Consider the following 26,894-nt stretch of genomic DNA (forward strand, 5'->3'; position numbering starts at 1 on the left):
AAGCCATGCTGATGAAGCGGCCTTATTCTATCTTATTTACATTAAGTTTACATAAACTTTACATTTGGGTAGAATAATAGAGAGGTGTTTATATGAAAGATTCGATGAAACGTTTACTAACCAGTTATTTCTTTTACTTTTTTATTATGATTTCCTTGAAGTTTATAATTTTGCGTTATCTGCTTCTTCAAGATACGAGTATTTGGGCAGGAATTTGGTATGATGCTTCGTTTATCTTGATTTTTATGGCTCTCATTGAGCTTGTCTTTAAGCGGGGCAAAGCGGCTGCCTATCTTGTTCTGGATTTGTTTTTGTCTCTTTTGTTTATTGGCATGTTGATTTACGAGCGTTACTTCGGAACCGTTCCTACATACTATGACCTATCCCAGCTTAATCAAGTTGGCAGTGTGAATGAAAGCATGTGGCTGCTCGTCAATGGCACAGACTTTCTGTTTCTCGCAGATCTGCTTCTGCTTGTTGTCATTTGGATTGTGGGCAGGACATGGACGTATCCAACGAAACAGACGTCCAATTTCGCTATGTCTGTCTTCCTTATTGCGGGTCTTGTAATCGCCATTTTCAATTTTCAAATGAATAAAGGAGAGCCCATTCTCGACAGCGCTCTTTTTGCTAAGGAAAACGGCTTATTCAATACGCAGTTTGTTCAGTATTACCAGGACCAGACAAACAGTGAAAAAGCCTTCGCTTTTTCCGGTGAAGATCAAAATGTCACGCAGCAGAAAATAGAAGAGCTGAAAGGCAATTCCTATACGCCGATGAGTGAGCATAATCATTTCGGAGTGGCGGAAGATCGGAACTTGATCGTCGTCCAGATTGAATCGCTTCAGGACTTCGTTATCGGTGAATCGATCGATGGCCAGGAAATCACACCGAACATAAATGAATGGCTGAACGATAGTATGTATTTCACGGATGTCTACCAACAGATCGGTTCAGGCAATACATCAGACGCAGAGTTCCTCATGAATACGTCAATTTATCCATTAGGGAAAAAAGCGACCACCGATCAAGTCGGCGGCATGGAACTTCCCTCTCTGCCGAGAATGCTTGATGAAAAGTCGTACCATAACGTGACCATGCATGCCGATGAGGTGGAGTACTGGAACAGGGACGAACTTTATCCAGCTCTTGGTTTTGATGATTATTATGATGATAAGTTTTACGGAGAGAAAGATACGGTCGGCTTCGGACCATCGGATGGATGGTTTTACCATCGCTCGATGGGTGCGATTGATGAAATCGACGAAGAGTATGACAAGTTCTATGCCCATGTGCTGTCGTTAACGAGTCATACACCGTTTGAAATGCCTGCAGACAAAGAAGGCCTGGAGCTTCCTCCTGAATACGAAGGAACTTTAACAGGGAACTATCTCCAGTCTGTTCATTATGCGGATCAGGCGCTTGGGGAGTTCTTCCAGGACTTGAAAGACCGCGGCCTCTGGGAGGAATCAGTCATTGCCCTCTACGGCGACCATTCCGGTCTTCACGGCAAACTGCTTAAAGACGAGGATCAGGATCTTCTTGCTGACTTTTTAGGGGAGCGGTATTCCTTGTTGAACCGTTTTAACATCCCGTTTATTGTAGGTGTCCCCGGTGAAGAGGAGCTGACAGGAACGAATGATCATACCGGCGGGCAGATTGATATGATGCCGACGCTCCTGAATCTGCTGGGTGTGGAACCGGAGTCCCTGTACTTTGGACATAACCTGCTTCATTATGAGAACAACCTGCTCGGTATGCGTTACTATGTTCCGACCAGCTCGTTCCTGAACAATGGAACGTTCTATATTGCACAGAACAGCCGCTTCGATGCACGTATATTGAATATGCAAACAAACGAGCGGATTGAAGATACGTATAAAGACCCGAATCATGCTTTTAAAGAGGAAAGAGAAGACATTCTACAATTGCTCCAATGGTCGGATGCCTACTTCGAAAGCCTGCGTTAAAATAAGAACTATACAGAACCTTGTCCTATATTGGGTAAGGTTCTTTTTTTCTGTCGGGAAATGATAGAATTATGAATTTTTAATGGAATGGTGTCCTTCTGTTTACAAATTGGAAGGATTTTGGTAGTTTATGAGTTGTGTCTTCTATGATTAGGTACATAGGACTATTGTGAACAAAAATTGTAAATCTACTATTATATTTTCCGCTGTCCATTATAAAAGTATTGTCGAACGATGAGGCTTATTCTATAATTATCTAGTCTATTGAAGAAATATGTTTAAGAGGAAGTGAGCTCATATGCTACTGATCCCTATTGTGCTGATCATCGTTCTAGCTGCTGGTATTTATGAATGGCAGCGTCATAAAAAGAACATCGATGCTCTGCCGATACGCGTCAACATCAACGGGGTACGTGGGAAATCCACGGTTACACGTCTTGTTACGGGGATTGTAAAAGAAGCGGGTTACAAAACAATTGGAAAGACAACAGGAACGTCTGCCCGGATGATTTTCTGGGATACACCGGAAGAACAGCCGATCAAACGGCGTCCGGAAGGTCCGAACATCAGGGAGCAGAGAATGGTTGTGAAGGAAGCCGTCGATCGTGGTGCAGAAGCCCTCATCAGTGAGTGCATGGCAGTGAATCCTGACTACCAGATCACGTTCCAGGAAAAGATGCTCCAGGCCAATATCGGAGTCATCGTAAACGTCCTGGAAGACCATATGGATGTTCTGGGTCCGACATTGGAAGAGGTGGCTGAATCCTTTACGGCTACGATTCCATACAACGGTCATTTAATTGTTTCAGAAAGTCCTTATGTAGAAATGTTTAAAGAGATTGCAGCGAAACGAAACACCGAGGTGATTGTTGCGGATAACAGCGGAATTTCCGATTCGTTTTTACTGCAATTTGAATATATGGTATTTCCTGAAAACGCTTCGTTAGCATTAGGCGTCGCTCAGGCCCTCGGTATCGATGAGGAAACAGCATACAGAGGAATGCTGAACGCTCAGCCGGACCCGGGAGCGATGAGGATCCTCCCGATGGGAGACCAAGAGAAACCATCTTACTTCGTGAACGGTTTTGCTGCGAATGATGCCGTTTCTACAATTAATATATGGAAACGTGTGGAGTTCCTCGGATATCCGACAGAGAATCCGATTGTGGTCATGAACTGCCGGGAAGACCGTGTGGATCGTACGGAACAGTTCGCCCGTGACGTTCTTCCTTACATTCCAACGGATACGCTTGTGTTAATCGGGGAAACGACCGAACCGATTGTCACGGCGGTTGACGAAGGAAAGATCAAAGTGGAAACGCTGCTTGATTTAGAAGGGAAGACGACGGATCAGATTATGGATGTCCTTTCAGAGATGTTCACGGACCGCGTCATTTATGGAGTTGGAAACATTCACGGAGCTGCAGAACCGATGATTGAACGAATGCAGGATTATAAGATTCAAACAAGCGTCAGCTGACGAGGGGGAAATGAAAGAAATGTTTGGTTCGGATTTATATATATCCCTTGTATTAGGGATCATTCTAAGCTTGATTTTTGCTGAGAAAACGGGTGTCCTGCCCGCAGGCCTCGTTGTACCCGGATATCTGGCTCTGGTCTTTGACCAGCCGATTTTTATTGCGGTTGTCTTTTTTATTAGTCTACTCACTTATGTCATTGTTACATTTGGAGTTTCAAAGTTTACAATTTTGTACGGACGCAGAAAGTTTGCAGCGATGCTGAGTGTAGGGATTGTACTCAAGCTGCTGTTTGATTTCCTCTACCCGGTTGTTCCATTTGAGATTATGGAATTCCGCGGCATCGGGGTTATTGTACCAGGGTTGATCGCTAATACGATGCAGAAGCAGGGCTTGGTTGTCACAACAGCAAGTACATTGCTGCTCAGCGGTCTGACTTTCTTGATCATGACGGTTTATTACCTGATTTAAGGTGGATATCACATGTCTAAACAATTAGATTTCAAAGAGAAACTGCTGAAGAGGATTAAACGTGATAAAAAGGCCACCCCAAAGCATGTATTCATCGCTTTGATTGTGACCTTCCTGTTTATCGCGGGATTTGAAATGTTTTATACCCAGCCTGTCCCGGAAGCTGAATCCAAGGAAGATTCTGAGTTCAGTGCCACATTCGTAGGCGATATGATGTTTGGGCGGCACGTGCTGGAGGTTACAGAGAATAAAGGGACCGACTTTCTTTTTGAAAATGTGGCCCCGTACTTCCAGAGTTCTGATTATGTGACAGGTAACTTTGAGAATGCGGTCACCCTTCAAGACGAAGAGAGTTACCAGAAGCTTGAAAAATCGATTCATTTAAGTTCAGATGCTTCACCTGTCCAATCACTGGCGAGGATGAACTTCACGAACATCAACCTTGCCAACAACCACACGATGGACTTCGGGGAGCAGGGGATGATTGAAACGATGGCATCCCTTACCGAAGCAGGACTTCCTTATGTGGGGGCAGGGGAAAACATTGAAGAAGCTCAGGAGATTGATTATCAGGAGATCAACGGTTTGAACGTTGCGACTCTTGGGTTTTCTGATGTTCCTGTAGCCGGTTCCGAGGCCCTGCAGTTCCGTGCAGGTGTGGCAGATGCCGATCCTGAACAGTTCCTGCCTTTAGTACAGGAAGCGAGTGAGAACTCGGATATGGTCTTTGTCCATATCCACTGGGGAGCCGAGTACGACAACGAACCGCACCCGAGACAGCGGAAACTGGCCGAGGCGATTGTGGATGCAGGAGCAGATGTCATCATCGGGCACCACCCACACGTCTTGTCACCGGTGGAAGTGTATAAGGATTCTGTAATCTTTTACAGTCTTGGAAACTTTATTTTTGACCAGGGATGGTCCAGAACACGCGATAGTGCTCTGGTCAATTACAACTTGATGGATGACGGGACAGGCCGTTTCGAAATCCTCCCGATGAGGATCAGGGAAGCGAGACCATCCTTGACGACCAATCCTTATAACCAGAAGAAAATCTTTCTGCAGTTGACTCGTGGAGAGCCACAGGAAAACTTCACAGAGGAGAACGGCAGATTAACGATAGAAGTCGATCATTCATCCATTTTAGAGCAGAAAAACAACAGCCAGTAATTGTATACCGGCGTTCTACATTAAAAAAGGAGTGCGTATGAAGATGAAAGTAGTTAAATCGGTGTTTCCATTTGTTTTGTTGTTCGGAGCTATGTTTTTTATGACGCAGTATAAGCAGCTGGAAACATTGTCTGCTACAGAGGCGTACCAAATTGATGTATTCCAGCAGGAAGCGGAGGCAGCAGCTGAGGAGCAGTCAGAACCTTTGACGGCATCAGCAGAAACGAGTGCCGGCATGGAGAGTGTCCAGTCCGAGCAGCCTCAGACGGAAGCTGCTGTAGAAAATGATTATGCTGTCACAAGTGATGGAAGTATTGTCCGTGTTTATAACAACTCCGGTGAGCAGGTCTATCAAACGACATTGACCGACTGGGAGCAGAACCGCGAACAGTACTATGAAAAGTATAAGCTTGGGTCATAATGTTGGAGCACATTCTTAGGAATGTGCTCTTTTTCAAAAGCATAGAGTATTTGTTGTTTGAAAGTTTTTATCATATAATAGAAATCGTTCTGAAAATACTAAAATTACATGGGAAATGTTATAGAGACATAAAGGACCAAAGATTTACGAAAGCTGTAATTCTTAAATCAATCATTTAAAAAGATGAAAGGTGCGTCGGGATGGATGGAGAATAAAGGGTTGTTTATTAGCCTCTTTATCATTGTGGTTGTAGGCGTCGGTATTGTGTACTACAGTCAAGGGAAGTTTCAAAGTGATGAAGTGGATTACGAAGTGGAGACGACGGATCCGATTGAAACGACGAATGGTTACGGGGTCAGTTCCACACACCCGCTTGCCGTTCAAGTAGGGATGGAAGTTTTGGAAAACGGGGGAAATGCTGTTGATGCAGCTGTAGCGGTTACATATACCCTTGGTGTGGTAGAGCCCTATGGCTCCGGAATCGGGGGCGGAGGGGAAATGCTGGTTCTTCCAAGTGACGCAGACACCCCGAAAAGTTACAACTACAAAGAGACCGCACCACTTTCCGGTGGCGATCCACAGTATAATTTCGCCATTCCAGGCATTGTTAAAGGAATGGAAGCCATTCATGAAGACTACGGTACGACAGATATAGCCGAGTTGATCGATCCTGCTGTCACTTATGCAGAGGAAGGTTTTACAACGGACAAGCATTTGACAGATCGTCTGCAGGGAGCGGCCTACCGGATGAACATGAGCCAGCTTCAAAACTTTTATCCACAAGGGCAGCCGGTTGAGCCGAACCAGACATTGAAGCAGCCGGAACTGGCTGAAACGCTCCGCAAAATCCAGGAGCAGGGATCTTCCGTTCTTTACTCCGGTGAAATTGCGGAACAGATTGCCGGAGAAGTCAACGGAGTGGAAGTCAGCGACTTCGGCGCTTATGAAGTTGTCGAGAGCGAACCGGTCCAAGGGGAATTTGCCGGCTTCGATGTGTATGCGTCTCCGCCGCCGCTTGCAGGGGCAACGACCATTCAGTCGCTGCAGATGGCTGAAATGCTTGATATTAAAAGTTCAGAGGGAACCTCTTCGGATTTCATCCATTTGATCGGGGAGATTTCTAAGCGGACCTATGATGATCGTCTGAGTGAAATCGCTGATCCTGATTTCCATAAGATCGAAACGGATAAAATCATGACGAAGGAATACTCTGAGGAAATGGCTTCTACGATTTCCATGGATAAACTATCGGAGAACTATGAAGTCGATGATTCGATTGCTGATATCGAAGATGATGATAATACGACCCACTTCGTCATTGTAGATAAAGACGGGATGATGGTGACAGCGACTCACTCCTTGAGTAACTTCTTCGGCTCTGGTAAGAATGTCGCCGGAATCTTCCTGAATGATACGATGAGAAACTTCAGTATGAATGGGTTGAAACCGAATGATAAGGAGCCTGGAAAACGCCCGCGCAGTTTTACTTCACCGACAATTTTAACGAGTGACGAGAAAAAGATTGGCATCGGTACACCGGGTGGGAAAAGGATCCCGCAGGTGCTGACACAGGTGTTGACCCGTAATCTCCTGTTTGATGAACCGATTGAAGAGGCTATCGCTGCTCCACGTTTTTACATCGAGGATGACAACATCTTTGTAGAAGAAGATTTTGACCCTGCGGTAAGGCAGGAACTGGAAGAACGAGGGTATACCGTATACCTGGAAGACTCTGCTTTCTACTACGGCGGAGTGCAGGCGCTTGTTGTTGATGAAGTCAACAGCACGATGTACGGCGGTAAGGATGACCGCCGCGATGGAGCCTGGCAGGTGAAAGACAGCGAATAATGTAAACAAATGAAGACTGCCGTCCGATATTAGGACTGCAGTCTTATTTTTTTGAGCTTATTTATAAAGCAGAGGAGAAGTGATGGTGAAACGATTTTTTTACGGGGTCTTGACGTTGATGGTTTGTACGGTTTTATTGTTGGATGAAAAGCTTGTGGATGCCGCTCTGACGTCCGTTGTGGAGGAAGCTGAGAAGCATGTAGGTGTTCCTTATCAATACGGTGGTGAATCTCCTGCAGAAGGATTCGACAGCTCAGGGTTCAGCCAGTATGTATACGAGGAAGGAGCCGGCATCGATCTGCCGCGGACCGTTCGCGATCAGGCGGCGTTTGGAGCTTCTGTACAGAACAATGAGCTTCAATCCGGGGATCTGCTCTTCTTTAGTAAAGATGAGACGAGCGGTGTGACCCATGTCGGTATCTATGCAGGGAATCAAACGATGATTCATGCTTCAGCATCCAAAGGCATTGAACTCATCAATTATGAAAACAGCAGCTATTGGTCTTCCCGTTATACGAAAGCCGTGCGGGTGAATGAAGAACCGGCCGGATCATCTGTTTCAACTTCCCACCCGATTGCCATGGAAGCCTTAACCCATGTAGGCGCGCCTTATGTCTACGGTGGAGAGCAGCCGGATGGTTTTGACAGCTCGGGATTTGTGCAGTATGTCATTCAGCAGGTCCTGAATTTTGATATGCCTCGGACGTTGGCCCAACAGATTGGTATGGGAGAGCCGGTGTCCAGGGAATCGATCCAGGAAGGGGACATCCTTTTCTTCAGCAAGGATGGAAGTAAGCCTACCCATACGGCTGTATATGCTGGCAGTGATCAAATCGTCCATCCTACTTTATCGAGCGGTGTAGAAGTGACCGCATTTGAAGGAAGCAGCTATTGGAGTGGGAGCTTTATGGAAGCCCGCAGAATCACAGAAGGTCCTCAAATCGCTGAAGATCATGATCTCGTAGCAGAGGCAATGAAATACTTAGGGGTCCCTTATGTCTTTGGTGGTGAATCACCGGAAACAGGCTTTGACTGTTCCGCCTTCACGCGGCATGTTTTTGAAAAGGCCGGGCAGATCTTCCTGCCTCGTTCCACGGATCAGCAATGGCAGGTAGGCGAAGATGTGGACCTTGCTGATATCCAGCCGGGGGACGTCGTCTTTTTCAGTGACACGTACAGAGAAGGGATTTCTCACAACGGGATTTATGTCGGAGACGGGCAGTTTATTCACGCCTCCCGCTCAGAACAGGTGACCATTTCCTACTTGAGCGAATCGTACTGGCAGAAGAAGTTCACCGGTGTAAAACGATTTGACGGTCTACAAATCCCGAAGGAGCATCCGGTCGTCTCAGCAGCGACCCAGTTCATCGGAGAAGTCCCTTATCAGTCCGGAGGCACGACACCGGAAGGATTTGATACGGCAGGATTCGTTCAATACGCGTTCCAGCAGGGAGCGGGGATTTCTCTGCCGCGTTATGCAGATGACCAGTGGAATACAGGGTCAGAAGTAGCGAAGGAAGACTTACAGCCTGGAGATATCGTCTTCTTTCAGGGAAGCTACTTGAACCCTGCAATTTATATCGGGAACGGCCAGGTGGTCCATGTGACGTTATCGGATGGGGTGAGAGTCACGAACATGCATACCAACAGTTACTGGGCTCCTAAATATTACGGCGCTAAAAGGATCAACTGAATGCTAGGAGGACCGCGCTTCCCTGGAGGCCACTGAAAATTCCTTCCTATCAAGAGAAGTGGTTGGAGGTGGTTGTTGTTTCTCACGAATCTCTTGTCGATGGATGCTTGCCGGGGGCACGGCCTCAGCTAACTTGGTCAAGAAGATCACTTGACCAAGTGGATCTTCGGCTCGCGCTGTTCCCGCAGGCGTCACCATCGAACGCTCATCGTGGAATCAACGGTGTCTTATCTAAAAGGCTCTGTTATTGCTTGGTGTTGTTATTTAACATATCAGCTCCTATCACCCCTTTCTGTCATGGAATTTGTAGGAGGCGGCCTTTGGAATGACTCCCTTTCCGTGGAGTACCGTGAGCCTCCTCAGGCAGTGCCTTCAGGGGTCTCACGATGTACCTTCATGCCACAGGGGTCCCGCCATTCCCAAGGCCGCCTCTTCAAAGAAGGGTAGTTAGAAAGGACATAACCGAAGTCCGAGGAGGCTTATCGTTCCTCGCGGAAAGCGGACGGTTTTCCCTGCCATCCCATGCTCTGAGTAACCAACGGACCGGACCCCTAATTCCAGACGGAGACGATTTAGTAATCGTTTAAAATATCAACAACAGACTTTAACAGAGCTATCTAAAAAAAGTGATTTTCTTTGATTTATAAAAGAAAATCACTCTTTTTTTCTTTTGAAACAGTAAGAATATCAAACAAAGGCCTAAAAAAAGGTATAAAATTGAAGCGGAGCATAGTGAATTAAAGCTCAGACACAAAGATGAGGTTGCCTCATCTTACATGGAATATTTTATCCATGCAATCCGCATTTTTACTTTACCTTTGACAAACCCTCAGTTTTTAAGAGGCCTTCTTCCCGGCGCGGTCTTTTTTTTATGGAACGTGAACTTCCGCAGCTTCCAGTGGACCACGGCCATCATGACAAGGACGCCGGTCCAGTCTTTAGCGATGTCGATCACGGAGAACGACCGGCCGGGGGTGAACCATTGGTGACACTCATCCACGACCCCGTACGTCATACTGAATATCCCGGCGGCGATGCTTGTCCATTGGGTCAATCTCCCATAAACACACAGGGCCGTGATGATCCATGCATATAATAGAGCGAACTCTATTACATGCATGGCTTCAAGAAGTGTCCCTAAGGTTACAGCCATGATAGGATCCATCCTTTCACAACGGATATCGAATAGCTGGACTGAATCCAAATAGCAGCCATATAGAGAATAGGAAGCAGGACGACGGTTATTTTTTTCAACAAGTAATCAACTCCTCCCTGCTAGCAGTTTCGGGGGAAAACAGGAGTTTTATACAAAAAGCAATTGTCATAATTGGTAGATTTTTTATATAATGGTTGTTAGATTGCTTGAAAAAATTGGAGGAACGAGAATGAGCCGCGTACAAGAAAAAAAGAAAAAGAGAGGCCGTTGGTGGAAAATCCCCCTGCTGTTTGTCAGTATCCTTATTGTAGCTGGAGGGGTTTATCTATTTACGGTCTATAATGGGGCCAAAGCGACGGTCGATAAAAAAATGAATGAAGAGGTCGCATCGATTGATCATGAATTGACGGAAAAGAAAGTCCAGGATAAAGAGCCGTTGAATATCCTTCTGCTCGGAGTAGATGAACGCTCTAATGATTCCGGTCGGTCCGACGCTTTAATGGTTCTTTCTCTTGATCCTGATAACAACCGAAGCCAGATTGTCAGTATTCCAAGAGATACACGGACAGAGATGGTCGGGGACTCCAGCCATAATGGAGAGCAGGATAAAATCAACCACGCCTACGCTTTTGGCGGGACGGATATGGCCATTCAGACGGTAGAGAATTTCCTCGACATCGATTTGGATTATTATGTTCGGATGAATATGGAAGGCCTTGCTGAAATGGTCGATGCTGTGGGCGGCATCACTGTCCAGAATTCCCTCGACTGGCAGGGGAGCAACGGTTACCATTATAAAAAAGGAGAGCTGAACCTGGACGGGGAGGAAACCCTCGGATATGTCCGCATGAGATATGAAGATCCACAAGGGGACGCCGGCCGTAACGAACGCCAGCGTGAAGTCATCCAGGGTGTGATTGAAAAAGGAGCAAGCTTTGGCTCTGTCAATAAAATCGGGGACATGCTTGATGTTCTTGGTGGGAATGTTACGACCAATATGGACTTTACGGTTATGAAGGATCTGATGTTGAATTACGGCAGCGCCCGCAAAAACATGACAACCTATCAGATGACCGGAAGTGGTACAAGAATAGACGGCATCTATTATCTGCTGGTTTCAGAGGATGAAGTGGATAAAGTCCGTTCACAGATTCAGGGATATCAATCCTAAATAAAAAAGCGCCCCTTTCCGGGGGCGCTTTTTTGCCTGTGAAAACAGGACCTGTCATTTAGTAAGTCTGTCCGATTTCAGGGTGGTCACATGCCGCATACACGCTGAAAAAGTTTATCCCTCGATACGCAGCTGCTGGCGGGCGAAGTCCTGATAAAGAGCATGTGTGGCGAAGAGCTCTTCGTGAGTGCCGACACCTGTAACTTCACCTTTTTCCAGAAAGACAATCCGGTCGGCATCAACAATGGTCGATAACCGGTGTGCAATCACAAGCGTTGTCCGGCCCTTCATCAAGTTTTTCAATGCGTGCTGCACCACGACTTCAGACTGACTGTCCAGGCTGGAGGTGGCTTCATCAAGCATTAAAATCTCCGGATCTCTCAGCAGGGCACGGGCAATGGCAATCCGTTGACGCTGGCCTCCGGATAATTTGATCCCACGCTCTCCGACTTCTGTATCATATCCATGGGCGAGTTCGTTGATAAAGGGATGGGCATAAGCCATTTCAGCGGCCTGGATCACTTTCTCCCGTGTCACTTCCTCCTCCAATCCGTAGGTGAGGTTCTCCATAATGGTTCCTGCATAAATCGGACTGTCCTGGGATACATAGCCGAGTTTTTTTCTCCACGATTTTAGTGCATAATGGCTGATCGATTCCCTTCCGTACAGGATTTCCCCGGACGCTGGCTTGTAAAATTGCTCAATCAGCGAAAACATCGTTGTTTTTCCACTCCCACTTGGACCCACGACTGCCGTTACTTGTCCTTTTTCAGCAGTGAAGGAGACCTCTTTTAAAATCGGTTCATCCGGCTGGTAGTGAAACGATACATGCCGGACAGCCAGGTTCTGGTGGTCAGGTACGTTACAAGTTCCTTTTTCCAGCTCTTCTTCATCCAGTTCAAGAATGGTCAGCACTTTCTCTGTCGCTCCAATCGTTTTCTGGAACTGGGTCACAAACACGACCATCTGGGTGATCGGCATAATAATCTGAAACAGGTAGATGAAAAAGGCAGCCAGTTCACCAGCTGTCATCGCTCCGGAACTCACTCTTATGCCGCCAAATCCGATAATCAAAACAAGCACGACAATAATTAACGAGGACACAAGAGGGGACATCAGAGCCTGGATAACGCCCTCGCGAACGCCGAGACGGTACAGCTTTCGAATATCCCTCCGGCCGTTGTTCCATTCCATCGTCTCTGCGTTCGATGCTTTCACAAGTCTGATTTCAGAAATCACCCGCGTGAGGTGGGCGGAAAATCCGGCGGTTTCTGCCTGCAGGTTCCGTGATATCTCGGCCATTTTCCGTCCGACAGGGATCAGAAACAGCAGGGATAAGGGAATAATGGAAAACATCACAAGGGTCAGAGGCCAGTCCAGGTAAAACAAAATTATGACAGCGCCAACGACTGAAATCACACCTGTAATAAAGCCGGTGAAATGCTCGGTAATCAGATTTTTTATGACACCGGTATCGTTGGTCATCCGGCTGACCGCATCCCCGGTTTCATGTTCATCATAATAACTGACGGGGAGCACAAGCAGTTTCTTCCACAATCGCTCCCGGAGCGAAGCAATGATGTGCTGCCCTACTTTTGCCAGTACATAAACAGAGACGCCGCCGGCCAGAGCCTGAATGAAGAAAGCAGCAATGATGCCGATGATGACGCCTGTACTCAGCTGACTGACATCAAAGTTGTCGATCAGCCGGCTGGCGAGCAGGGGAATGGCGAGGCTGGCCATCGTAGTCAGCAGACTGAGCCCTATTCCGATGCTGAATAACAGCCTTGGGGGCTGGGTGGTGCGGATGAGGGTGATGAGTTGTTTCCATTTTGGTTTCATATAAGAGAGTCCTTTCAAAACGTAGTCAGGCTTGTTTCATTATAAACGAAAGATCCCTTCTTTATAAAAAGGATGTCATGAATTTAAAGGAATTTTATTCCTGAAACGAGAATTATCGAATAATGGATAATAGTTCTGTCCGGAGGAGGAGTCATTTGAATAAGAAAACGGTTCTTATGGTTGTCGGTCTTTCATTTATTACAACGGTTGTCGTTTATTTGGCGATGATGTACATATTCTCCGGCTCTGCGGATCATGAAAGAAAAGGGTTCGTAAATGCAGCAGATTTTGGAGCGGTCGCCGGGGATGAAAAGGATGATGCCGGGTCTATTCAAAAAGCTGTGGATTACAGTGCTGAGCATAACATCAGCACGGTAAAAATCACAGGTGCAGAGCGTTACAGGGTAGAGAGTGGGATCACCATCAAACAAGGAGTCGAAATAGAGTTTGACCATCATACCATAGTGGAAGTGGCCGGCGATTATACGGTTTTCACGTTGGAGAAAAATGCTTCCATCACTAATGGGGTCATAGAAATTTCAGACCCTGCCTTCCGCTCGGATGTCCTTGCTCTGGATGGAAAAGAACAGTTTTGGTCCTGGGAGACGACAAAGGTCCAGGGGCTCACCCTGATCAATACAAGTGGTGAAAACTTAGGGACAGGGATCAACGTCACGGCGGATCAAACGGATGAATATGTGAGCTTTGTTGATTTTGATTCTGTGACCATTATAGGGTTTAACAGGGGTATTTACTTAAGAGCTGAGCCTTCGGATGAGGAACCCAACTTTGTAAACGGAAACCGGTTTACGGATATGACCCTGGAAGATTGTGTGGAATGTATCGTTATGGAAGGAGCTGTAACCGTTCCTAATGAGGTATCCGGCAACCAGTTCACCAATATGCAGATCCAGCCGACAGAGAAAACGGAGTCTATCATGATTGTGTCGGGAACGAACAACTATTTTCAAGGCATGATTTGGGATGTTCAACTGCTTTCCAGCAATCAACCGTTAACCCTTACCGATCAATCGAGCGGGAATACAATCAAGACGAATTTAGATGCCCCATATATCCTGGATGATGGCACGGAAAACATCTATGAATAATGAATCAAACGCTAAGAGAACGCCTGGTCCTCCCTTAATGGGATGAGCAGGTGTTTTTTTGTTCTCATTAAAGAACAAAAACAGAGATAATGGAAGATATAAACAGTAAAGAGCAGGTATATCCGTTTAAGTAGGAAATTTTAAAAGAATTTGCCGATTTATAAATTATAAAGAATGAATTATAATCAAGCCAAGTATTCTTAATAGAGAACAAAAAGTTCGTTATCGAATGAAAACAGGAAAAAAGGCAGGATGGGACGCGGTGTTTCTGAGACCACGAGGGTGAAGGAGGGGAAATCAGAGGGATAAAGGATAGGGAATAAAGCGACACATCTTTTTCTGGTGGAGGTCATTATGGAAGAAAACATGGATATTAAACGTTTCCTTGCTGTTCTTAAACGACGGATCGTGACGATTATTCTGGTAAGCAGCTGTTTGTTTCTTTTAGCCTGTGCGGTTACATTTTTCGTTATGAAGCCTACGTATGAATCGGTGGAAAACCTTGTTGTAGGGAAATTGAATAAGGAAGACTCGGAATACGGAGAATCCAAGGATTTGAGCATGCTTCTTGCTTCGACGATCGACATCGTCCAAAGTCCGAATGTTCTGAATGCGGTCAGTCGGGAATTCAATATTCCGTATGATGAATTGAAGGAACAGATTGTTGTGAAGAATTCCCAGGACTCTCAGGTTGTCAGTATTCTAGTGAGAGGCGAGGATCCGGAAGAGGTTAGTAAAATAGCTAACTATACGGCCTTGACCACCGTACAGAAAATGAATGATTTGTTTGAAGTGAAAGATATCCTCGTCCTCAATGAATCCTCCGGTGAAAACCGCGGGGAAGAGGTCGGAAGCCAGCTTGTTAATTTAGCTATCGGGCTTGTCGTTGGTTTGTTAGCAGGTATTGGAGGAGCGGTTGTGAAAGACCATCTGGATGGATCGATACAATCGGCTGCTCAAATAGAGAAGGAGATAGGCGTCAGGAGTCTCGGCGAGGTTAATCTCAGGAAAAAGATGCCGGGAAGAAAAATTCATAAGAAAAGAAGAGGGAAAGAGCCGCTGAGAGTCGTGGATGAAGAGAAAGCGAATAGAGGTGAAATGAGTGTTTAAAGCAGGTGAAAAAAACGCCAAGAACCTCTCAAAGGCTGTGTTGGAGGAGCGCTATGTCAGTACCGAACAGATTCGGATGATCCAGCTGCGTGTTCAACACTTCATGGGGAAAGACACCGTCAACATCATGGTGACTTCGGCTGATGATAAAGTGGAAAAATCACTGCTTGCCGTCAAATTGTCCATGGCGATGGCAGAGCAGGGGAAAAAGGTTCTCCTTGTCGATATGGATACGGGAAAACCGAGTATTCACCGATGGTTTGGGGAAAGCAACCGCTCCGGTTGGGCCGAGGCTGTCTACGGTGGTAAAAAAGCTGGCGGGTTGATACAGGATACTATCCAGCCCGGCCTTTACACCCTGATGGCAGGGAACGGCAGATACGCTCTGCAGGATGTGCTGCTCCTTGAAGAGGTGAAACGGACAGCAGCTGAATGCCGGAAGAATTTCGATTTAGTCATTTACCATGCGCCGTCGTACAGGTCCTCTGCGGATGCCCAGCTGGTCGTTCACGAGTGTGATGGTGTGATTGTTACGGCGAAGACCGGTAAAACGAAAGCGGCAGACCTCCTGTTAACGAGGAAGGAAATAGAGAAAGCAGGGAATCAGGTGTTTGGTGTTATTTTACAGACAGGCCGATAAATCGGAGAGGGGGATGGGCAGTGAATACAAAGAAAAATTCCATTATGACCAACATTGCGCACCTCTTTTACAGTACGATCCTGTCGAGTCTGTTGAATGCCGGAGCCCTTATAGTCCTTGCCTCCTATCTCCAATCCTATCATTATGGATTATTCAGTGTGACGCTGGCTTTCGCCATGATCATGGGATACTTCACGGATGCAGGTTTAAGCGGTGTTGTCCTTCGTGAAGGAGCAAAAGAAAAAGTGGATCAGAATGTTCTGGTGACCTCTTTTATCAAGCTGCGGATCCTTCTGTTGTTCCTTACTTTCCTGCTGGGGCTGACGATAGTCTACCTTATGAACAGGGATCATTCGGAGCTGCTGCTTACAGCAGTCGTTTTGATTCTGCCCATGGTGAGCGGTTTAGCCATGCAGAGTATCGGAACGACATTCTTCCAAATGAGAGAGAAAATGCATATGAGCGGTATGATCCGGATGACATCTGCCTTCTGCCTGGTGACCTCCATGAGCATCGGCATTTTGCTGGAACTTCCGCCTCTCTGGATGACGGCTCTTTACGGCAGCTCTTATTTAACGGCTGGACTGCTGAGTATCATTCTTGTCTTAAGGCATGTACGTATTCGATTTACCCTTCCCTTTCATAAAGGGTTGATGAAGAACTTAGGGGCCTTTACTTTGGGAGGATTGTTGTTCGTCATGCTTCCTCACCTGGGGCCGATCCTTTTGGAAAAGACGATTCCGCTCGCTGCCGTCGGCTTGTTTGCCGTCGCCTACCGGATTCCACAGGCTCTGCAGCAGGTGCCGTTTATCGTAGCGGGGGCCTATTATCCGGTGTTATTTAAAGCGTATCAAAGGAATAACGCGGGGGAACACCTGCATCTGCATGTGACGCAGATTAAAATTATGAGTCTCGCTGGAATGATGATGACGATCCCTTTCTTCTATCTATCTCCTTTTATCGTAGAGCTTTTGTTTGGTTCGCAATGGGCCGGCGCTGCGCTGCCGTTGAAGATTATGTCGTTGATGCTCACGGTGCAGGCGGTGAATATAGCTGTTGCCGATGGCTTGACGACGATGGAAAAACAGACCTCAAGGACCATTGTACAATTGATTGCCGTCCTCATTGGGGCAGGCTTATATACGGGTTTAAGCTTGTCCTTTGGTGTGACAGGAGCAGCCTGGGCCGGCGTCAGTATTGAAGTGGTGGCGTTGACGGGATTTTGGATTTGTTCACCGGTACGCGCTGTTATATTGAAAAAGTCTATTTTTCCGTATCTTTCCTACTTCATCGTCACGCTGGTGGTGCTTGAACGGCTGGCTTTACCTTCATTTTTCAACGCAGCCATTCATCTTCTTCTGGTCATGGCACTGCCTGTTATGGATGGCGATCTTCGCTCAAAGCTGGTCAAGATGGGCGGAAAGGTATGGAGTGGGTATACAAAAAGAAGGATGAAAGAGGAAGTGAATCATGGATCATAATCTGACGGAACCTTCCAAGGGGCATGTGAAGACCATATTCTTCCTCATTCTCTTTGTTACTTTTGCAAACTTTTATTTGTATATAGGTTTCGCCTTGAAACCTTATATGCTTTTCTGTTTTTTATATTTGGTTTTTTTCTTGAAATTCTTCCGTTTGTACCCGGTGCAGCTTTTTGAAAGTGCCCTCTTCTGTTTTTATCTGTGCTATGCCTTTTCTGGAGTGTTTGCATTATATCCGATGTCCAGCGTAAGAATATCTGTCGGCATATTCATCTATCTTGTATGCTATTTCATTATGAAATCCGTTCTGGGACGGGCGCAGACAGGGGCGGTCCATAAAGGATTGGCTTGGACCGGTGTCATCTTCAACCTATGCAGCCTTCTCTTCTATGTGGCCGGCATGCAGAAAGCAGGGTTCAATTTTGACAGGGAAGGAGAGAGGATTACCGCCTATGGCTTAATGATTGATCGGGACTACCCTCGTTTGATCGGTCTGCTGCAGGATCCCAATTTCTTTGTCTTTTATAATACGCTCTTTTTTGCTTTCTATTTGTGTAACCCCAGAGGGCTGCTCAATAAAACGGGTTTGCTATTGTGTATTACGGCCAACATTCTCACATTTTCGCGCGGGGGCCTGCTGGTTATGCTTGTCCTGTTCCTGATTTACGGGGTCATCCATCATCCGCTGAAGCAGTTGAAGATGATCCTCGGTGCGGGATTGTCCATGGCATTTCTCTCCTACGTGCTCGTTATTTACTTCAAATTCGATTTGTATGGAATCCTGGAATCCCGCATGGAAGATTTCGGCGAAGATGGCGGAAGCGGACGTTTTGAATTATGGGGTAAAGCGTGGGGGTATTTTGAGAATCATATCGTGACAGGGGTCGGCGCCTTTAATTTCCCGGACTACAATGCGTACGAGTACGGGGAAGCCTTATCTGTCCATAATACATTTCTGGATATAATATCAGAGTCCGGGCTGCCGGGCATCTTCCTGTATCTCCTGTTTATCCTTTTGCTGTTTTATCAACTCGTGCAGAAAAAGGTGTACAAAGACCGCCCCTATCTATTCCTGACGTTTATAGGACTGCTGCTTCAAATGGCCTTTTTATCCGTAATTATTAATGACATGTTCTTCTTATACCTGGCTTTGGTTTCCACTTATCTGCACAAAAGGACAAATGCAGCTGTAAATGAGCGAGGCGAGAGCCCTGTAAATCGGAGAGCTTCCTAAATGGAGGGATGGAAATGAACGTATTGTTGCTGACGGACAAGTTGATCGTTGGTGGAGCAGAAACCTACTTTTGTAAGCTGGAAAATCATTTAACTCACAGGAATCTGACCTTCTATTACGGAGCTGCGGGGGGAGAGCTTCAAAGCCGCCTCCTTCATCAAGATAAGTATGTAAAGTTGACAAGATACTCTCACAGGCGGAATTATAGGATACTTTCGCGCTTCATTAAGAAGCATTCGATCAAGGTCATCCACGCGAACAGTCTGCGCATGCTGGGATACGGGATCTTATTGAAGCATTTCTGTAAGTGGGATATCCAATTGATCTATACGAAACACAATGTCACCATTCTCGAAAAAAAGATGCCATTTCTTTTCAGAAAACTTTTAAACGCGTATGTAAAACGGATCATTACAGTAAGTCAGTTTGAAAGGGATTCGCTGGTTATGCTCGGGGTCAACCCTCAACGGATTCAGACGATCCATAACGGAGTTGATCTTCAACAGTTCCCTTTTAAAAAAGCCGGACAAGCATCCCCCATCCATGTAGGCATTCTTGCACGTCTATCAGATGAAAAGAACCACGAACTGTTCATTGAAATAGCAGAAAAAATGAAGGATGAAAAGCAGTTCCGTTTTTTCATCGGAGGTGACGGGCCTGGGAAGGACCATCTGCAGCAGTTGATTACCCGGAAACGTTTAGATGATCAGGTGGTCATGTGTGGAGAAATCGAGCATCCGGAAGCCTTCATTAAGGAGATGGATGTGATGCTGGTCACTTCGAAAAGAGAAGTCTTTCCAATGGTTGTGATTGAGTCGATGGCTGTCGGTACCCCGGTGGTATCCATCGACCGCGGTGGAATCAAGGAAGCGGTGACCGATGGTGTGACAGGTTACTTGATCCCACGGCACTCGGCGGACTTGTTCAAGGAAAAAATTACGCAGTTGTTTTCCAATCCCAGGCTGCAGAATCACATCGTAAAAAACTCAAGGGAGCGGGTGGAACAGGATTTTTCCCTTGACCAAATGGTTGAAAAAACACTCCGGGAATACTTGTTCATCACAGAAGGAACAAAAAAATTTTCGCCTGTCGTTCTTAATAAAGAATAAAAATTCTCTAAGGTGAAGGTGGGTAAAGCATGGATATCATGACTCAATATGGATGGTTCGTTACAGCGGTTTGCTTTAGTGCTGCCCTTCTCGTTTTCGGACTGGTGTTGTATATCAAGTCAGCGGTTTTCCAGGTGCCTCATGTCTTAAGGACTCTTCCTTTGAAGCCCATAGGACTGATCATGGGGGCTGTCGTTCTCTTCCTGTTAAATATAAGCGTATTAACGGAAGCTCCTTCTCTGTCGAACGTTCAACTCGTGCTGTTTACGCTCGTGCTCCAGACAGGTGTGCTTCTCCTGCTTCTTCCTGTTTTTGGATCGACAGGAAAGCCGAGAAAGCACACCCGTGTCCTCTTTATTGGCGAGGATCCCTTTTCAGCTGGACATTTCTTTCATGAAAACACCAGGAACGAACTGATTTATTTTTTGAAAGATGCTGATGAATCCTTTTTCAACCGTCAGAAGGACGGCTTTGACCGAGTGGTCATCGATCATATGATTCCCTCGAATCAGAAGGTGGCACTGACCAACCTTGCTTTGAAGTATGACAAAGATATTTTTATCATTCCTGAGCTTTATGACCTTGGCGTTCATCAGGCGAAGACAGGATATGCCGGTGATTTACTGGTTTTTACGATTAAACCCTTTCATATGACAACGCTCCAGAAGCTCTTGAAAAGGGGGATGGATCTCTTATTATCTGCATCCTTCCTTCTAATGACAAGCCCTGTCCTTGCGGTGTTGACCATCCTCATCCCGATCACTTCCAAAGGACCTGCTTTTTATAAGCAGGAAAGGCTGGGGATGAATGAAAGACCTTTTTCCATATATAAGTTCAGAAGTATGGTGGTGGATGCCGAGAAGCACAGCGGCCCGGTGCTTGCCCAGGATAAGGATCCACGGATTACACCAGTGGGGGCCTTTTTACGGGCGACCCGGCTGGATGAACTGCCTCAGCTTTTCAATGTGCTCAAAGGAGATATGAGTCTTATTGGTCCAAGGCCGGAGCGGGATTATTTCGTCAAACAGTTCAAGAAAGAAAACGAGGAGTATGGTTACCGTTTTAAAGTGAAGCCGGGAATAACCGGGCTGGCACAAGTGTATGGGAAGTACACGACCTCTCCTCTTAATAAGCTGCGCTTTGATCTGACCTACGTGAGGAAATACAGTATTCTGCTGGACATCAAGGTATTACTCCTGACAATCAGAGTCATTTTCCAGCGTGATCAAGCTCGAGGTGTGGAAGTCACAGACGCGAAAATGAAGCGCATTGAAAAAAAGCAAGCGATCCATTAATAGGAGGTTGAGACATGATGAGCAAGGATAGGGTTAGTATCATTACGCCTGCCTACCATGCTGCAGGGCATATTATGGAGACCATTCGAACGGTTCAGAAACAGACCTATACCGATTGGGAAATGATTATCGTCGATGACTGCTCCAAAGATGAGACTGTATCCATAGTGAAAAGAGAGCAGGAAAAAGACGATCGAATCCGGTTGATCTGCCTGCATGAAAACAAAGGCCCTGCCTACGCCAGGAATCGGGCGATTGAATCAGCCCGGGGAAGATATCTCGCTTTCTTAGACAGCGATGATTTATGGATGCCCGAGAAGTTGGAAAAGCAGCTTTCTTTTATGAAAGCCAAGCATGCCGCTTTTACCTTTACCGCCTATAAAATGATGAAGGAAAGCGGGGAAAAGACAAACCTTATTTTCAAGGCACCAATGGAAGTCCGCTACAAAGATCTTTTGAAAAACACTTCCATTGGAACACTGACGGTGATGCTGGACCGCCGCAGGTTCGGATCGATCCGTATGCCTCTTTACAGAGATTGCTCAGAAGATTACGGCTTATGGCTGATGCTGTTATCCTCAGGAGCAACGGCTTATGGATTCGATGAGCCACTCGCCTTCTACAGGAAGTGCAGCGATTCTTTGTCCAGCAACAAATGGAAGTCTGCAAAAAAGACGTGGAATACGTACAGGAAAGTGAAAGGGATCGATAGTGTGCGTTCACTCTGGTATTTTATAAATTATACGGTTCATGGAGTGAAAAAGCACTTTCGTCCTGTGTAAGCAGGCACCTCAGAGTAGGGAGATGGCAGACATGAAAAATCAAAGCAGACACAGACTGGGTTCTATATAGTTTTCCCGTGTCGCTGCCATTCTTTTTGTTGTCATCGGTCCCAGCACCCATTTTTTTATTCAGAGGCGGGATAGCAGTGGATGAATGGGGCTCTGTGGGAGCGGACAGGAGGAGTTGATTTCTTCTTTGTGGTTACAAGGTTTATGATCGAATACTTATATCATCGTAAAGCCGGCGGGATTTCGCAGGCCTGCATCTTTCTCATGAAAAGGCGGATCCGAGTTTTTCTGTTTTACGGGATATTTACAGCGACGGCTGTCATCTTTGCTTATTTTTTTCCTGGTTTCGACGTGGTTTATTCTTCAAAAGAAATCTCCTTTTCCTTCTCTTTACTCCCTTCCTTTATAATCCTGAATTTTTGAAGCTTCTTTTGATCCTGTATGTTTTCTTTACTTGTTCTTTAAGTTCCATGTGCTCCATCACACTCGAATGATCATGGTTATGACCTTCAGTATCCTCTCCTCCTGTATCGTATACAAATGGATGCAGTGGCCATTTTCCATAGTATGGAAGAATTATGTGCTGGACAGGAACAAGTCCACGTTTCCAGCAGTACCTGCTCATGTAGAAAGGGTGTCGAGAAAGTTCTCGACACCCTTTTTCCATCCTTGGTATTCCGAATGTCTACCGTTGAGTGACAATCAACACGACATACGTACAGCTTTACTCGTAAACGAATAGATAACAACTATCTGCGGTATAGGGGCTTGTCCGCCTTAAAGCCATCCGGTATGCTTAAGTTTTTCAACAGCCAGTAAAGGAACGAGGTTATCAAAAATGTGTGTGTTTCCATCATGAATGGAGTATCCCCCGCGGTAACTCACATGATTGGAACGGAACGCTGTCATACGATCATACGCCTGCATGGCTAATTCTTTGTCTTTCAATTCGATGGCGTACATGATTAAAAAGCCGTACACAGCTGGAGATTCATAGTCGACTACGGGCTCATAATCAGAAGGGTTGTATCTTCCATAAAGAACACCGTCCTGTTCCATTTCTTCCTTAATAAAAGAAATCAAGGTATTGGAAGGAATCCCCAGCTGCAGCCGGTTATTGGCGGTAATCATCTGGTCGATCATGTTGATTTCTTCATCATAGGCAAAAGACCCCTTCGCAATGTCGTAGGTCTTAGGGTAGAAGGAGTTCTTCGTTTCTGCCTTTTCAAGTACGTCGATGGTCGTATCATAGACGTCCTGAGTGATATGCCCTTGCTGCCGGAGAAGTTCTATCCCTTCCACATCAATATAAGAAAGCGTGAGGGAGTGGGCTGTTCCTCCGCTGGACTGATCTGAATAATCGACAAGGGTGGACTGATACGTTAAGGACCGGCTGACATAGTTTCCTGCCTGTGCTGCGGCTTCTATATATTTCGGTTTGTTCCATTGTTCTCCTGCAGCATAGAGGGCCTTTACGATTCTTAAATCATCCACTAGAGCATTCACAGGTACTTCAGGTTGTCCGGAAGAGTCAATCTTCCAATAGATCAACCCTTCCTCATCCATAAAGTAATCCAGAAGTAATTGAAACTGCTCTTCAAACAACGACTCATCCTCAGCTTCTACCGCATAGAGGAGAAGAAAACCCATCGACTCTGATAAGCTCTCCCTTCCCTGCACTTCGTCAGAATCAAGAGCTGTTTCCGGTTTCATATACGTGGCAGGTGTGTTGTTCTCGTTCGTTAAGGACGTCTTTAAAAAGGCAAGGGTATCCTGGTTGTCTTCATTTCCGTAAATGATTCTCCCTCCGATCATGACTAAGAGGATAACCAGCAGCCATACCGCTGCCTTTTTTCCTCCTGCTTTAAGATGCTGAACGGTTTTCATTGGTCTGCTTACCTTGGAATCGCTGTGTTTTATACCATTTCACTTCCTGTTTGAACAGAATACGTTTCGCCTCAAGGAAGGAGGCGTAGACGACGAGAATGATCCAGAGCTGGGAGTAGGTGAAATACATAAACAGGACGACCGCAAAGTTTTTCCACGTGAGCTGCTCTCTTTCAAAGCTGAGGCTGAGTGTCACCTCTGTGACAAAAAGGAGGAAGCCCAGGATGAGAAGGACATAAGAAACCATTCCCATAGACAAGTTCAAATCCCAGAAAAGATTCAAAATGAAAATCGAGTGGGAAATCATCACCCCTCCGAAGAATAATAGATAGGTGAACAGGAAATAGACGAGGTCAATCACAATCTTCTTTTTCTCCAGCTTGTGAAGCGAGAACAGGTATTTGAAAATGACATACTCATTGCCACGCGCCCAGCGTGTCCGCTGTTTCCACCATACTTTCAATACTTCCGGCTCCTGTTCCCAGGTGATCGCCGCTGGGAAGAAGCGGATGTGGTAGCCCAGATTGTAGACCCGGAAACTCAGCTCGGTATCTTCGGATAAGGCTTTCTCATCCCATCCGCCAAGTTTTTCAAGGATCGACCTGCGGATCGCAAAGTTTGTTCCGGGGATGGTGGCCATTTTGAACCAGAACCATCTTCCGGCCTGCGCCAGCCATTGGAAGGTAATGGTCTCAATATTGATCAGGCGGGTAAGCAGGTTTTTGTTTCCGTTCGTGACCCGGAACTTACCGACGACGGCCCCGGCTTTGGCATCGTTCTCAATGCCGAGCGCCAGGTAGCGGACCGCGTCCGGCTCGGGGGTATTATCGGCATCATACACGACAATCACATCGCCGGTCGATTTCTTTAAACCCTGGTTCAACGCACCGGATTTACCTTTGCCGGCGTGCGGGGGTTTCGTATGAACCGCCTTGATTCTCGGGTATTTTTTGACGTAGGTATCAACGATTTCCCCTGTGGCATCACTGGAATTATCATTGATGACGATGACTTCAATTTTGTCTTCTGGATAATTGAGGTTCAGCATCGCCTTCATCGTTTCTTCAATCACCATTTCTTCATTGTGAGCCGGAATCAGAACACTCACAGAAGGATAGTGGAAGGGTTTCTTTTCCCACCGCTCTTTTGTACGGCGGTATTCAATGGAATGCCTGTAGCCTCCCTGCATAAGGAACATATGGTAGAACAACATGGCCCATATGAGGAAAAGGGACGTGTAGAGAAGAATGTCAGCCAACTTGATCACTCCGTTCGTTTCGTATTAAGCGTCTGTAGGAAATGAAAGTGTAAAAACAAAACAGCAGGACACTGACAGAACTGACTCCGACCATCGCCCACGTCACTTTATCCGCGGTATTCTGCACAAAATAGTTAAACAGCGTTTTGGAGTCTCTGAATAATTGGAACGTATTCTTATCTACATGCACTTGTCCGTCAACAGTGGTGATGACTACTTCATCTGACTGGACCGTTGTGTCTTGTTCTTTCAAGTCAATCCAATCAATAGGCATTTCCTTCAGTCCACCCACCACTTCTTCCAGGCGCTCAGCTCCGAGGTAAGGGTGATAGAAGAAGGAGACCATGCCGTCTCTTACCAACAACTGCTGCTTTGCCTTCTGAACAATCTCTTCTGCTGCATGGTTGTTATCAGGTTCCACATAGCCTAATGTTTCGGGCAGAACCGTCATTCCATGAGTGAATGACGGGGAGGTGGTGTATGGAGCGCTGTCCATAACCTGCCAATTCTCGTCGGATAGCTGCATCTGCCCTACATACGTGGAAAAGAATTGGGAGGCTATTTCATATCCGTGCTGCGACATCGTGTAGTGAGGGGCCTCAAACGCAAGGGGGTACAGGCCGAATCCGGTGAGTTCCTGTATCCCTTTATTCAACTTAGTTTCTGTATACTCTTTTTCAAAAGCTTTCAGTTCTGCCATATAGTCTTGATAAGCTTCTCTTGTATGAAAATCATCTGGTCTTTTTATCGGGGTTGGATCACTGCCTTCTTTATAGACGGGGGTATTGTTCTCTACATCCCAAAATTCAAATCCTTCCCCTGTTTCAGAGGTACGGTACTGGTGGGTATACCCGTGAAGAACAACCGACCCACCATTCTCCTGCAGGTCTTTAATGACCTCAAGCGTTTCGGGATAATCTGAGAAGTGTGACCTTTTGCCTGTATCAGGATCCGTATATACAGGGATGACTGCCATCATAAAAGGAATATCGTTTTCAATGAGAACCTCGCCTGTTTCTTTTAATTTTTCAGGATCCACCAGCGGGTGAATATCTTCGAGGCGGATGTACCCTGGATGCTGTTCCTCGTAGGAGCTGTGATAGATTTCATGAAGGAGATCTCCGAACAGTGTAGAAACAGGGGAGATGACGTCAGGAGACGCCACAAAATAAGATCCATGCTCCTCCACTATTAATGGATGAGTTTTCTTTCCACCTTTTCCCCAGGCGAGCACCTGCATGTCTTTGGTCTCTGGAACGGTGAATAACGATTGAAGAGGGATCTTTATTTTATCTTTCTTATCTCCATCAAGGTACATATAGTTGAAGTTGGATAACTTCTTCGACGCTTCAAAGCTGAAATGATTGTTGAATTGCTTTTGATTATGACCGATCACAGTAAGGGTGCCATCGTAGGTGCCGATGGATTCCAGGAAGGAATCGGGAAGCTGTTCGCTCCGGCTGCCATAATAGAAGACGTGAGTGGTATCCTTCGTATCTTCCGGCTGGAAATCAGACACATGAACGAAATCGATGTTTTCTGTGAAATGACTCAAAAGCATGTCCAATTTGCGTTCGTCTTCGTCAATCTGACGGTTCAAGGATGAATAAACAACCAGTGTTTTTGTATCTTCTGCTTCAGCAGAAACCAGGCCTTTACTGGTGAACACCATCAGGAAAGCACATAAGACGATCAGGTATTTCTTCATGTTTGCACCTCTTTAAAGAATGTTTGTTTTTTATAAAGAACGAAAGGGTATA

The 26,894-nt window shown here is 46.1% G+C and carries 22 protein-coding genes; 16 read left to right on the plus strand and 6 right to left on the minus strand.

Annotation, left to right across the window (positions count from 1 at the left end):
• Positions 1–92 precede the first annotated feature (92 nt).
• The 7 genes from ACXAJH_RS10650 (at position 93) to ACXAJH_RS10680 (ending at position 9,051) form a co-directional block, all read left to right on the plus strand.
• Positions 93–1,970 (plus strand): LTA synthase family protein, encoded by a 1,878-nt coding sequence (locus ACXAJH_RS10650; protein WP_474993896.1) that lies wholly within the window; start codon positions 93–95, stop codon positions 1,968–1,970.
• A 298-nt stretch (positions 1,971–2,268) separates the two neighbouring features.
• Positions 2,269–3,450 carry a poly-gamma-glutamate synthase PgsB gene (gene pgsB / locus ACXAJH_RS10655; RefSeq protein WP_474993898.1) on the plus strand — a complete coding sequence of 394 codons (1,182 nt, stop codon included), beginning with the start codon at positions 2,269–2,271 and terminating at the stop codon, positions 3,448–3,450.
• Positions 3,451–3,469: 19 nt separating this feature from the next.
• A complete protein-coding gene (pgsC, locus tag ACXAJH_RS10660) occupies positions 3,470–3,919 on the plus strand; it encodes a poly-gamma-glutamate biosynthesis protein PgsC (RefSeq protein ID WP_160837953.1) in 450 nt (149 codons plus the stop codon).
• A gap of 12 nt (positions 3,920–3,931) precedes the next feature.
• Positions 3,932–5,089: a CapA family protein gene (locus tag ACXAJH_RS10665; protein WP_474969569.1), complete on the plus strand. Its 1,158-nt coding sequence runs from the start codon at positions 3,932–3,934 to the stop codon at positions 5,087–5,089.
• A 43-nt stretch (positions 5,090–5,132) separates the two neighbouring features.
• Positions 5,133–5,510: a hypothetical protein gene (locus ACXAJH_RS10670; protein ID WP_474969568.1), complete on the plus strand. Its 378-nt coding sequence runs from the start codon at positions 5,133–5,135 to the stop codon at positions 5,508–5,510.
• A 204-nt stretch (positions 5,511–5,714) separates the two neighbouring features.
• Positions 5,715–7,358 (plus strand): gamma-glutamyltransferase family protein, encoded by a 1,644-nt coding sequence (locus ACXAJH_RS10675; protein ID WP_474989915.1) that lies wholly within the window; start codon positions 5,715–5,717, stop codon positions 7,356–7,358.
• An 85-nt stretch (positions 7,359–7,443) separates the two neighbouring features.
• Positions 7,444–9,051 carry a C40 family peptidase gene (locus ACXAJH_RS10680; protein WP_474993900.1) on the plus strand — a complete coding sequence of 536 codons (1,608 nt, stop codon included), beginning with the start codon at positions 7,444–7,446 and terminating at the stop codon, positions 9,049–9,051.
• A 3-nt stretch (positions 9,052–9,054) separates the two neighbouring features.
• Here the strand turns inward: ACXAJH_RS10680 and ACXAJH_RS10685 are convergent, their stop codons facing one another.
• Positions 9,055–9,249, minus strand: a complete 195-nt coding sequence (locus ACXAJH_RS10685) for a hypothetical protein (RefSeq protein ID WP_474993902.1) — start codon at positions 9,247–9,249, stop codon at positions 9,055–9,057.
• A gap of 631 nt (positions 9,250–9,880) precedes the next feature.
• On the minus strand, positions 9,881–10,204 hold the full coding sequence (locus ACXAJH_RS10690; protein WP_474993904.1) for a VanZ family protein: 324 nt from the start codon (positions 10,202–10,204) through the stop codon (positions 9,881–9,883).
• Between the two features lie 232 nt (positions 10,205–10,436).
• Here ACXAJH_RS10690 and ACXAJH_RS10695 point away from each other — a divergent pair, with 232 nt between their 5' ends.
• Entirely contained in the window at positions 10,437–11,378 is a 942-nt protein-coding gene (locus ACXAJH_RS10695; protein WP_474969564.1) for an LCP family glycopolymer transferase, read from the plus strand.
• A gap of 114 nt (positions 11,379–11,492) precedes the next feature.
• Here the strand turns inward: ACXAJH_RS10695 and ACXAJH_RS10700 are convergent, their stop codons facing one another.
• Positions 11,493–13,220: an ABC transporter ATP-binding protein gene (locus tag ACXAJH_RS10700; protein ID WP_474993906.1), complete on the minus strand. Its 1,728-nt coding sequence runs from the start codon at positions 13,218–13,220 to the stop codon at positions 11,493–11,495.
• A 155-nt stretch (positions 13,221–13,375) separates the two neighbouring features.
• On the opposite strand from ACXAJH_RS10700, the gene ACXAJH_RS10705 reads away from it, so the two are divergent.
• The 8 genes from ACXAJH_RS10705 (at position 13,376) to ACXAJH_RS10740 (ending at position 21,980) form a co-directional block, all read left to right on the plus strand.
• Positions 13,376–14,329 carry a hypothetical protein gene (locus tag ACXAJH_RS10705; RefSeq protein ID WP_474969562.1) on the plus strand — a complete coding sequence of 318 codons (954 nt, stop codon included), beginning with the start codon at positions 13,376–13,378 and terminating at the stop codon, positions 14,327–14,329.
• 354 nt (positions 14,330–14,683) lie between these two features.
• Entirely contained in the window at positions 14,684–15,439 is a 756-nt protein-coding gene (locus ACXAJH_RS10710) for a YveK family protein (RefSeq protein WP_474969561.1), read from the plus strand.
• Complete coding sequence (locus ACXAJH_RS10715) at positions 15,432–16,079, plus strand: CpsD/CapB family tyrosine-protein kinase (protein ID WP_474989903.1); 648 nt, start codon at positions 15,432–15,434, stop codon at positions 16,077–16,079. The genes ACXAJH_RS10710 and ACXAJH_RS10715 overlap by 8 nt, the downstream gene beginning before the upstream one ends.
• A 20-nt stretch (positions 16,080–16,099) precedes the next feature.
• Positions 16,100–17,560, plus strand: coding sequence for an oligosaccharide flippase family protein (locus tag ACXAJH_RS10720; protein ID WP_474993908.1), 1,461 nt, complete (start codon positions 16,100–16,102; stop codon positions 17,558–17,560).
• 295 nt (positions 17,561–17,855) lie between these two features.
• A complete protein-coding gene (locus ACXAJH_RS10725) occupies positions 17,856–18,794 on the plus strand; it encodes an O-antigen ligase family protein (RefSeq protein ID WP_474993910.1) in 939 nt (312 codons plus the stop codon).
• A 14-nt stretch (positions 18,795–18,808) separates the two neighbouring features.
• Positions 18,809–19,903, plus strand: coding sequence for a glycosyltransferase family 4 protein (locus tag ACXAJH_RS10730; RefSeq protein ID WP_474969557.1), 1,095 nt, complete (start codon positions 18,809–18,811; stop codon positions 19,901–19,903).
• A 29-nt stretch (positions 19,904–19,932) separates the two neighbouring features.
• Positions 19,933–21,198 carry a sugar transferase gene (locus ACXAJH_RS10735; protein WP_474969556.1) on the plus strand — a complete coding sequence of 422 codons (1,266 nt, stop codon included), beginning with the start codon at positions 19,933–19,935 and terminating at the stop codon, positions 21,196–21,198.
• Between the two features lie 14 nt (positions 21,199–21,212).
• Positions 21,213–21,980 carry a glycosyltransferase family 2 protein gene (locus ACXAJH_RS10740; RefSeq protein WP_474993912.1) on the plus strand — a complete coding sequence of 256 codons (768 nt, stop codon included), beginning with the start codon at positions 21,213–21,215 and terminating at the stop codon, positions 21,978–21,980.
• Positions 21,981–22,766: 786 nt separating this feature from the next.
• Here the strand turns inward: ACXAJH_RS10740 and ACXAJH_RS10745 are convergent.
• From ACXAJH_RS10745 to ACXAJH_RS10755, 3 genes are read right to left on the minus strand one after another with little or no spacing between them, the layout of a single operon-like run.
• Positions 22,767–23,876 carry a glycosyl hydrolase family 8 gene (locus tag ACXAJH_RS10745; protein WP_474993914.1) on the minus strand — a complete coding sequence of 370 codons (1,110 nt, stop codon included), beginning with the start codon at positions 23,874–23,876 and terminating at the stop codon, positions 22,767–22,769.
• Entirely contained in the window at positions 23,854–25,134 is a 1,281-nt protein-coding gene (locus ACXAJH_RS10750) for a glycosyltransferase family 2 protein (protein ID WP_474989889.1), read from the minus strand. Before ACXAJH_RS10750 ends, ACXAJH_RS10745 begins: the two co-directional genes overlap by 23 nt.
• Positions 25,127–26,842 carry a DUF2334 domain-containing protein gene (locus tag ACXAJH_RS10755; protein ID WP_474993916.1) on the minus strand — a complete coding sequence of 572 codons (1,716 nt, stop codon included), beginning with the start codon at positions 26,840–26,842 and terminating at the stop codon, positions 25,127–25,129. The genes ACXAJH_RS10750 and ACXAJH_RS10755 overlap by 8 nt, the downstream gene beginning before the upstream one ends.
• Between the last annotated feature and the right edge of the window lie 52 nt (positions 26,843–26,894).

This window comes from Halobacillus sp. ABD4_316 (assembly GCF_056161385.1).

Coding starts and splice junctions, on each gene's coding strand:
- ACXAJH_RS10730 (WP_474969557.1), top strand. CDS start 18,809: ATGAACGTATTGTTGCTGACGGACAAGTTGATCGTTGGTGGAGCAGAA.
- ACXAJH_RS10710 (WP_474969561.1), top strand. CDS start 14,684: ATGGAAGAAAACATGGATATTAAACGTTTCCTTGCTGTTCTTAAACGA.
- ACXAJH_RS10685 (WP_474993902.1), bottom strand. CDS start 9,249: ATGGTGACGCCTGCGGGAACAGCGCGAGCCGAAGATCCACTTGGTCAA.
- pgsB (WP_474993898.1), top strand. CDS start 2,269: ATGCTACTGATCCCTATTGTGCTGATCATCGTTCTAGCTGCTGGTATT.
- ACXAJH_RS10700 (WP_474993906.1), bottom strand. CDS start 13,220: ATGAAACCAAAATGGAAACAACTCATCACCCTCATCCGCACCACCCAG.
- ACXAJH_RS10690 (WP_474993904.1), bottom strand. CDS start 10,204: ATGGCTGTAACCTTAGGGACACTTCTTGAAGCCATGCATGTAATAGAG.
- ACXAJH_RS10745 (WP_474993914.1), bottom strand. CDS start 23,876: ATGAAAACCGTTCAGCATCTTAAAGCAGGAGGAAAAAAGGCAGCGGTA.
- ACXAJH_RS10670 (WP_474969568.1), top strand. CDS start 5,133: ATGAAAGTAGTTAAATCGGTGTTTCCATTTGTTTTGTTGTTCGGAGCT.
- pgsC (WP_160837953.1), top strand. CDS start 3,470: ATGTTTGGTTCGGATTTATATATATCCCTTGTATTAGGGATCATTCTA.
- ACXAJH_RS10695 (WP_474969564.1), top strand. CDS start 10,437: ATGAGCCGCGTACAAGAAAAAAAGAAAAAGAGAGGCCGTTGGTGGAAA.
- ACXAJH_RS10675 (WP_474989915.1), top strand. CDS start 5,715: ATGGAGAATAAAGGGTTGTTTATTAGCCTCTTTATCATTGTGGTTGTA.
- ACXAJH_RS10665 (WP_474969569.1), top strand. CDS start 3,932: ATGTCTAAACAATTAGATTTCAAAGAGAAACTGCTGAAGAGGATTAAA.
- ACXAJH_RS10735 (WP_474969556.1), top strand. CDS start 19,933: ATGGATATCATGACTCAATATGGATGGTTCGTTACAGCGGTTTGCTTT.
- ACXAJH_RS10725 (WP_474993910.1), top strand. CDS start 17,856: ATGAAATCCGTTCTGGGACGGGCGCAGACAGGGGCGGTCCATAAAGGA.
- ACXAJH_RS10740 (WP_474993912.1), top strand. CDS start 21,213: ATGATGAGCAAGGATAGGGTTAGTATCATTACGCCTGCCTACCATGCT.
- ACXAJH_RS10755 (WP_474993916.1), bottom strand. CDS start 26,842: ATGAAGAAATACCTGATCGTCTTATGTGCTTTCCTGATGGTGTTCACC.
- ACXAJH_RS10650 (WP_474993896.1), top strand. CDS start 93: ATGAAAGATTCGATGAAACGTTTACTAACCAGTTATTTCTTTTACTTT.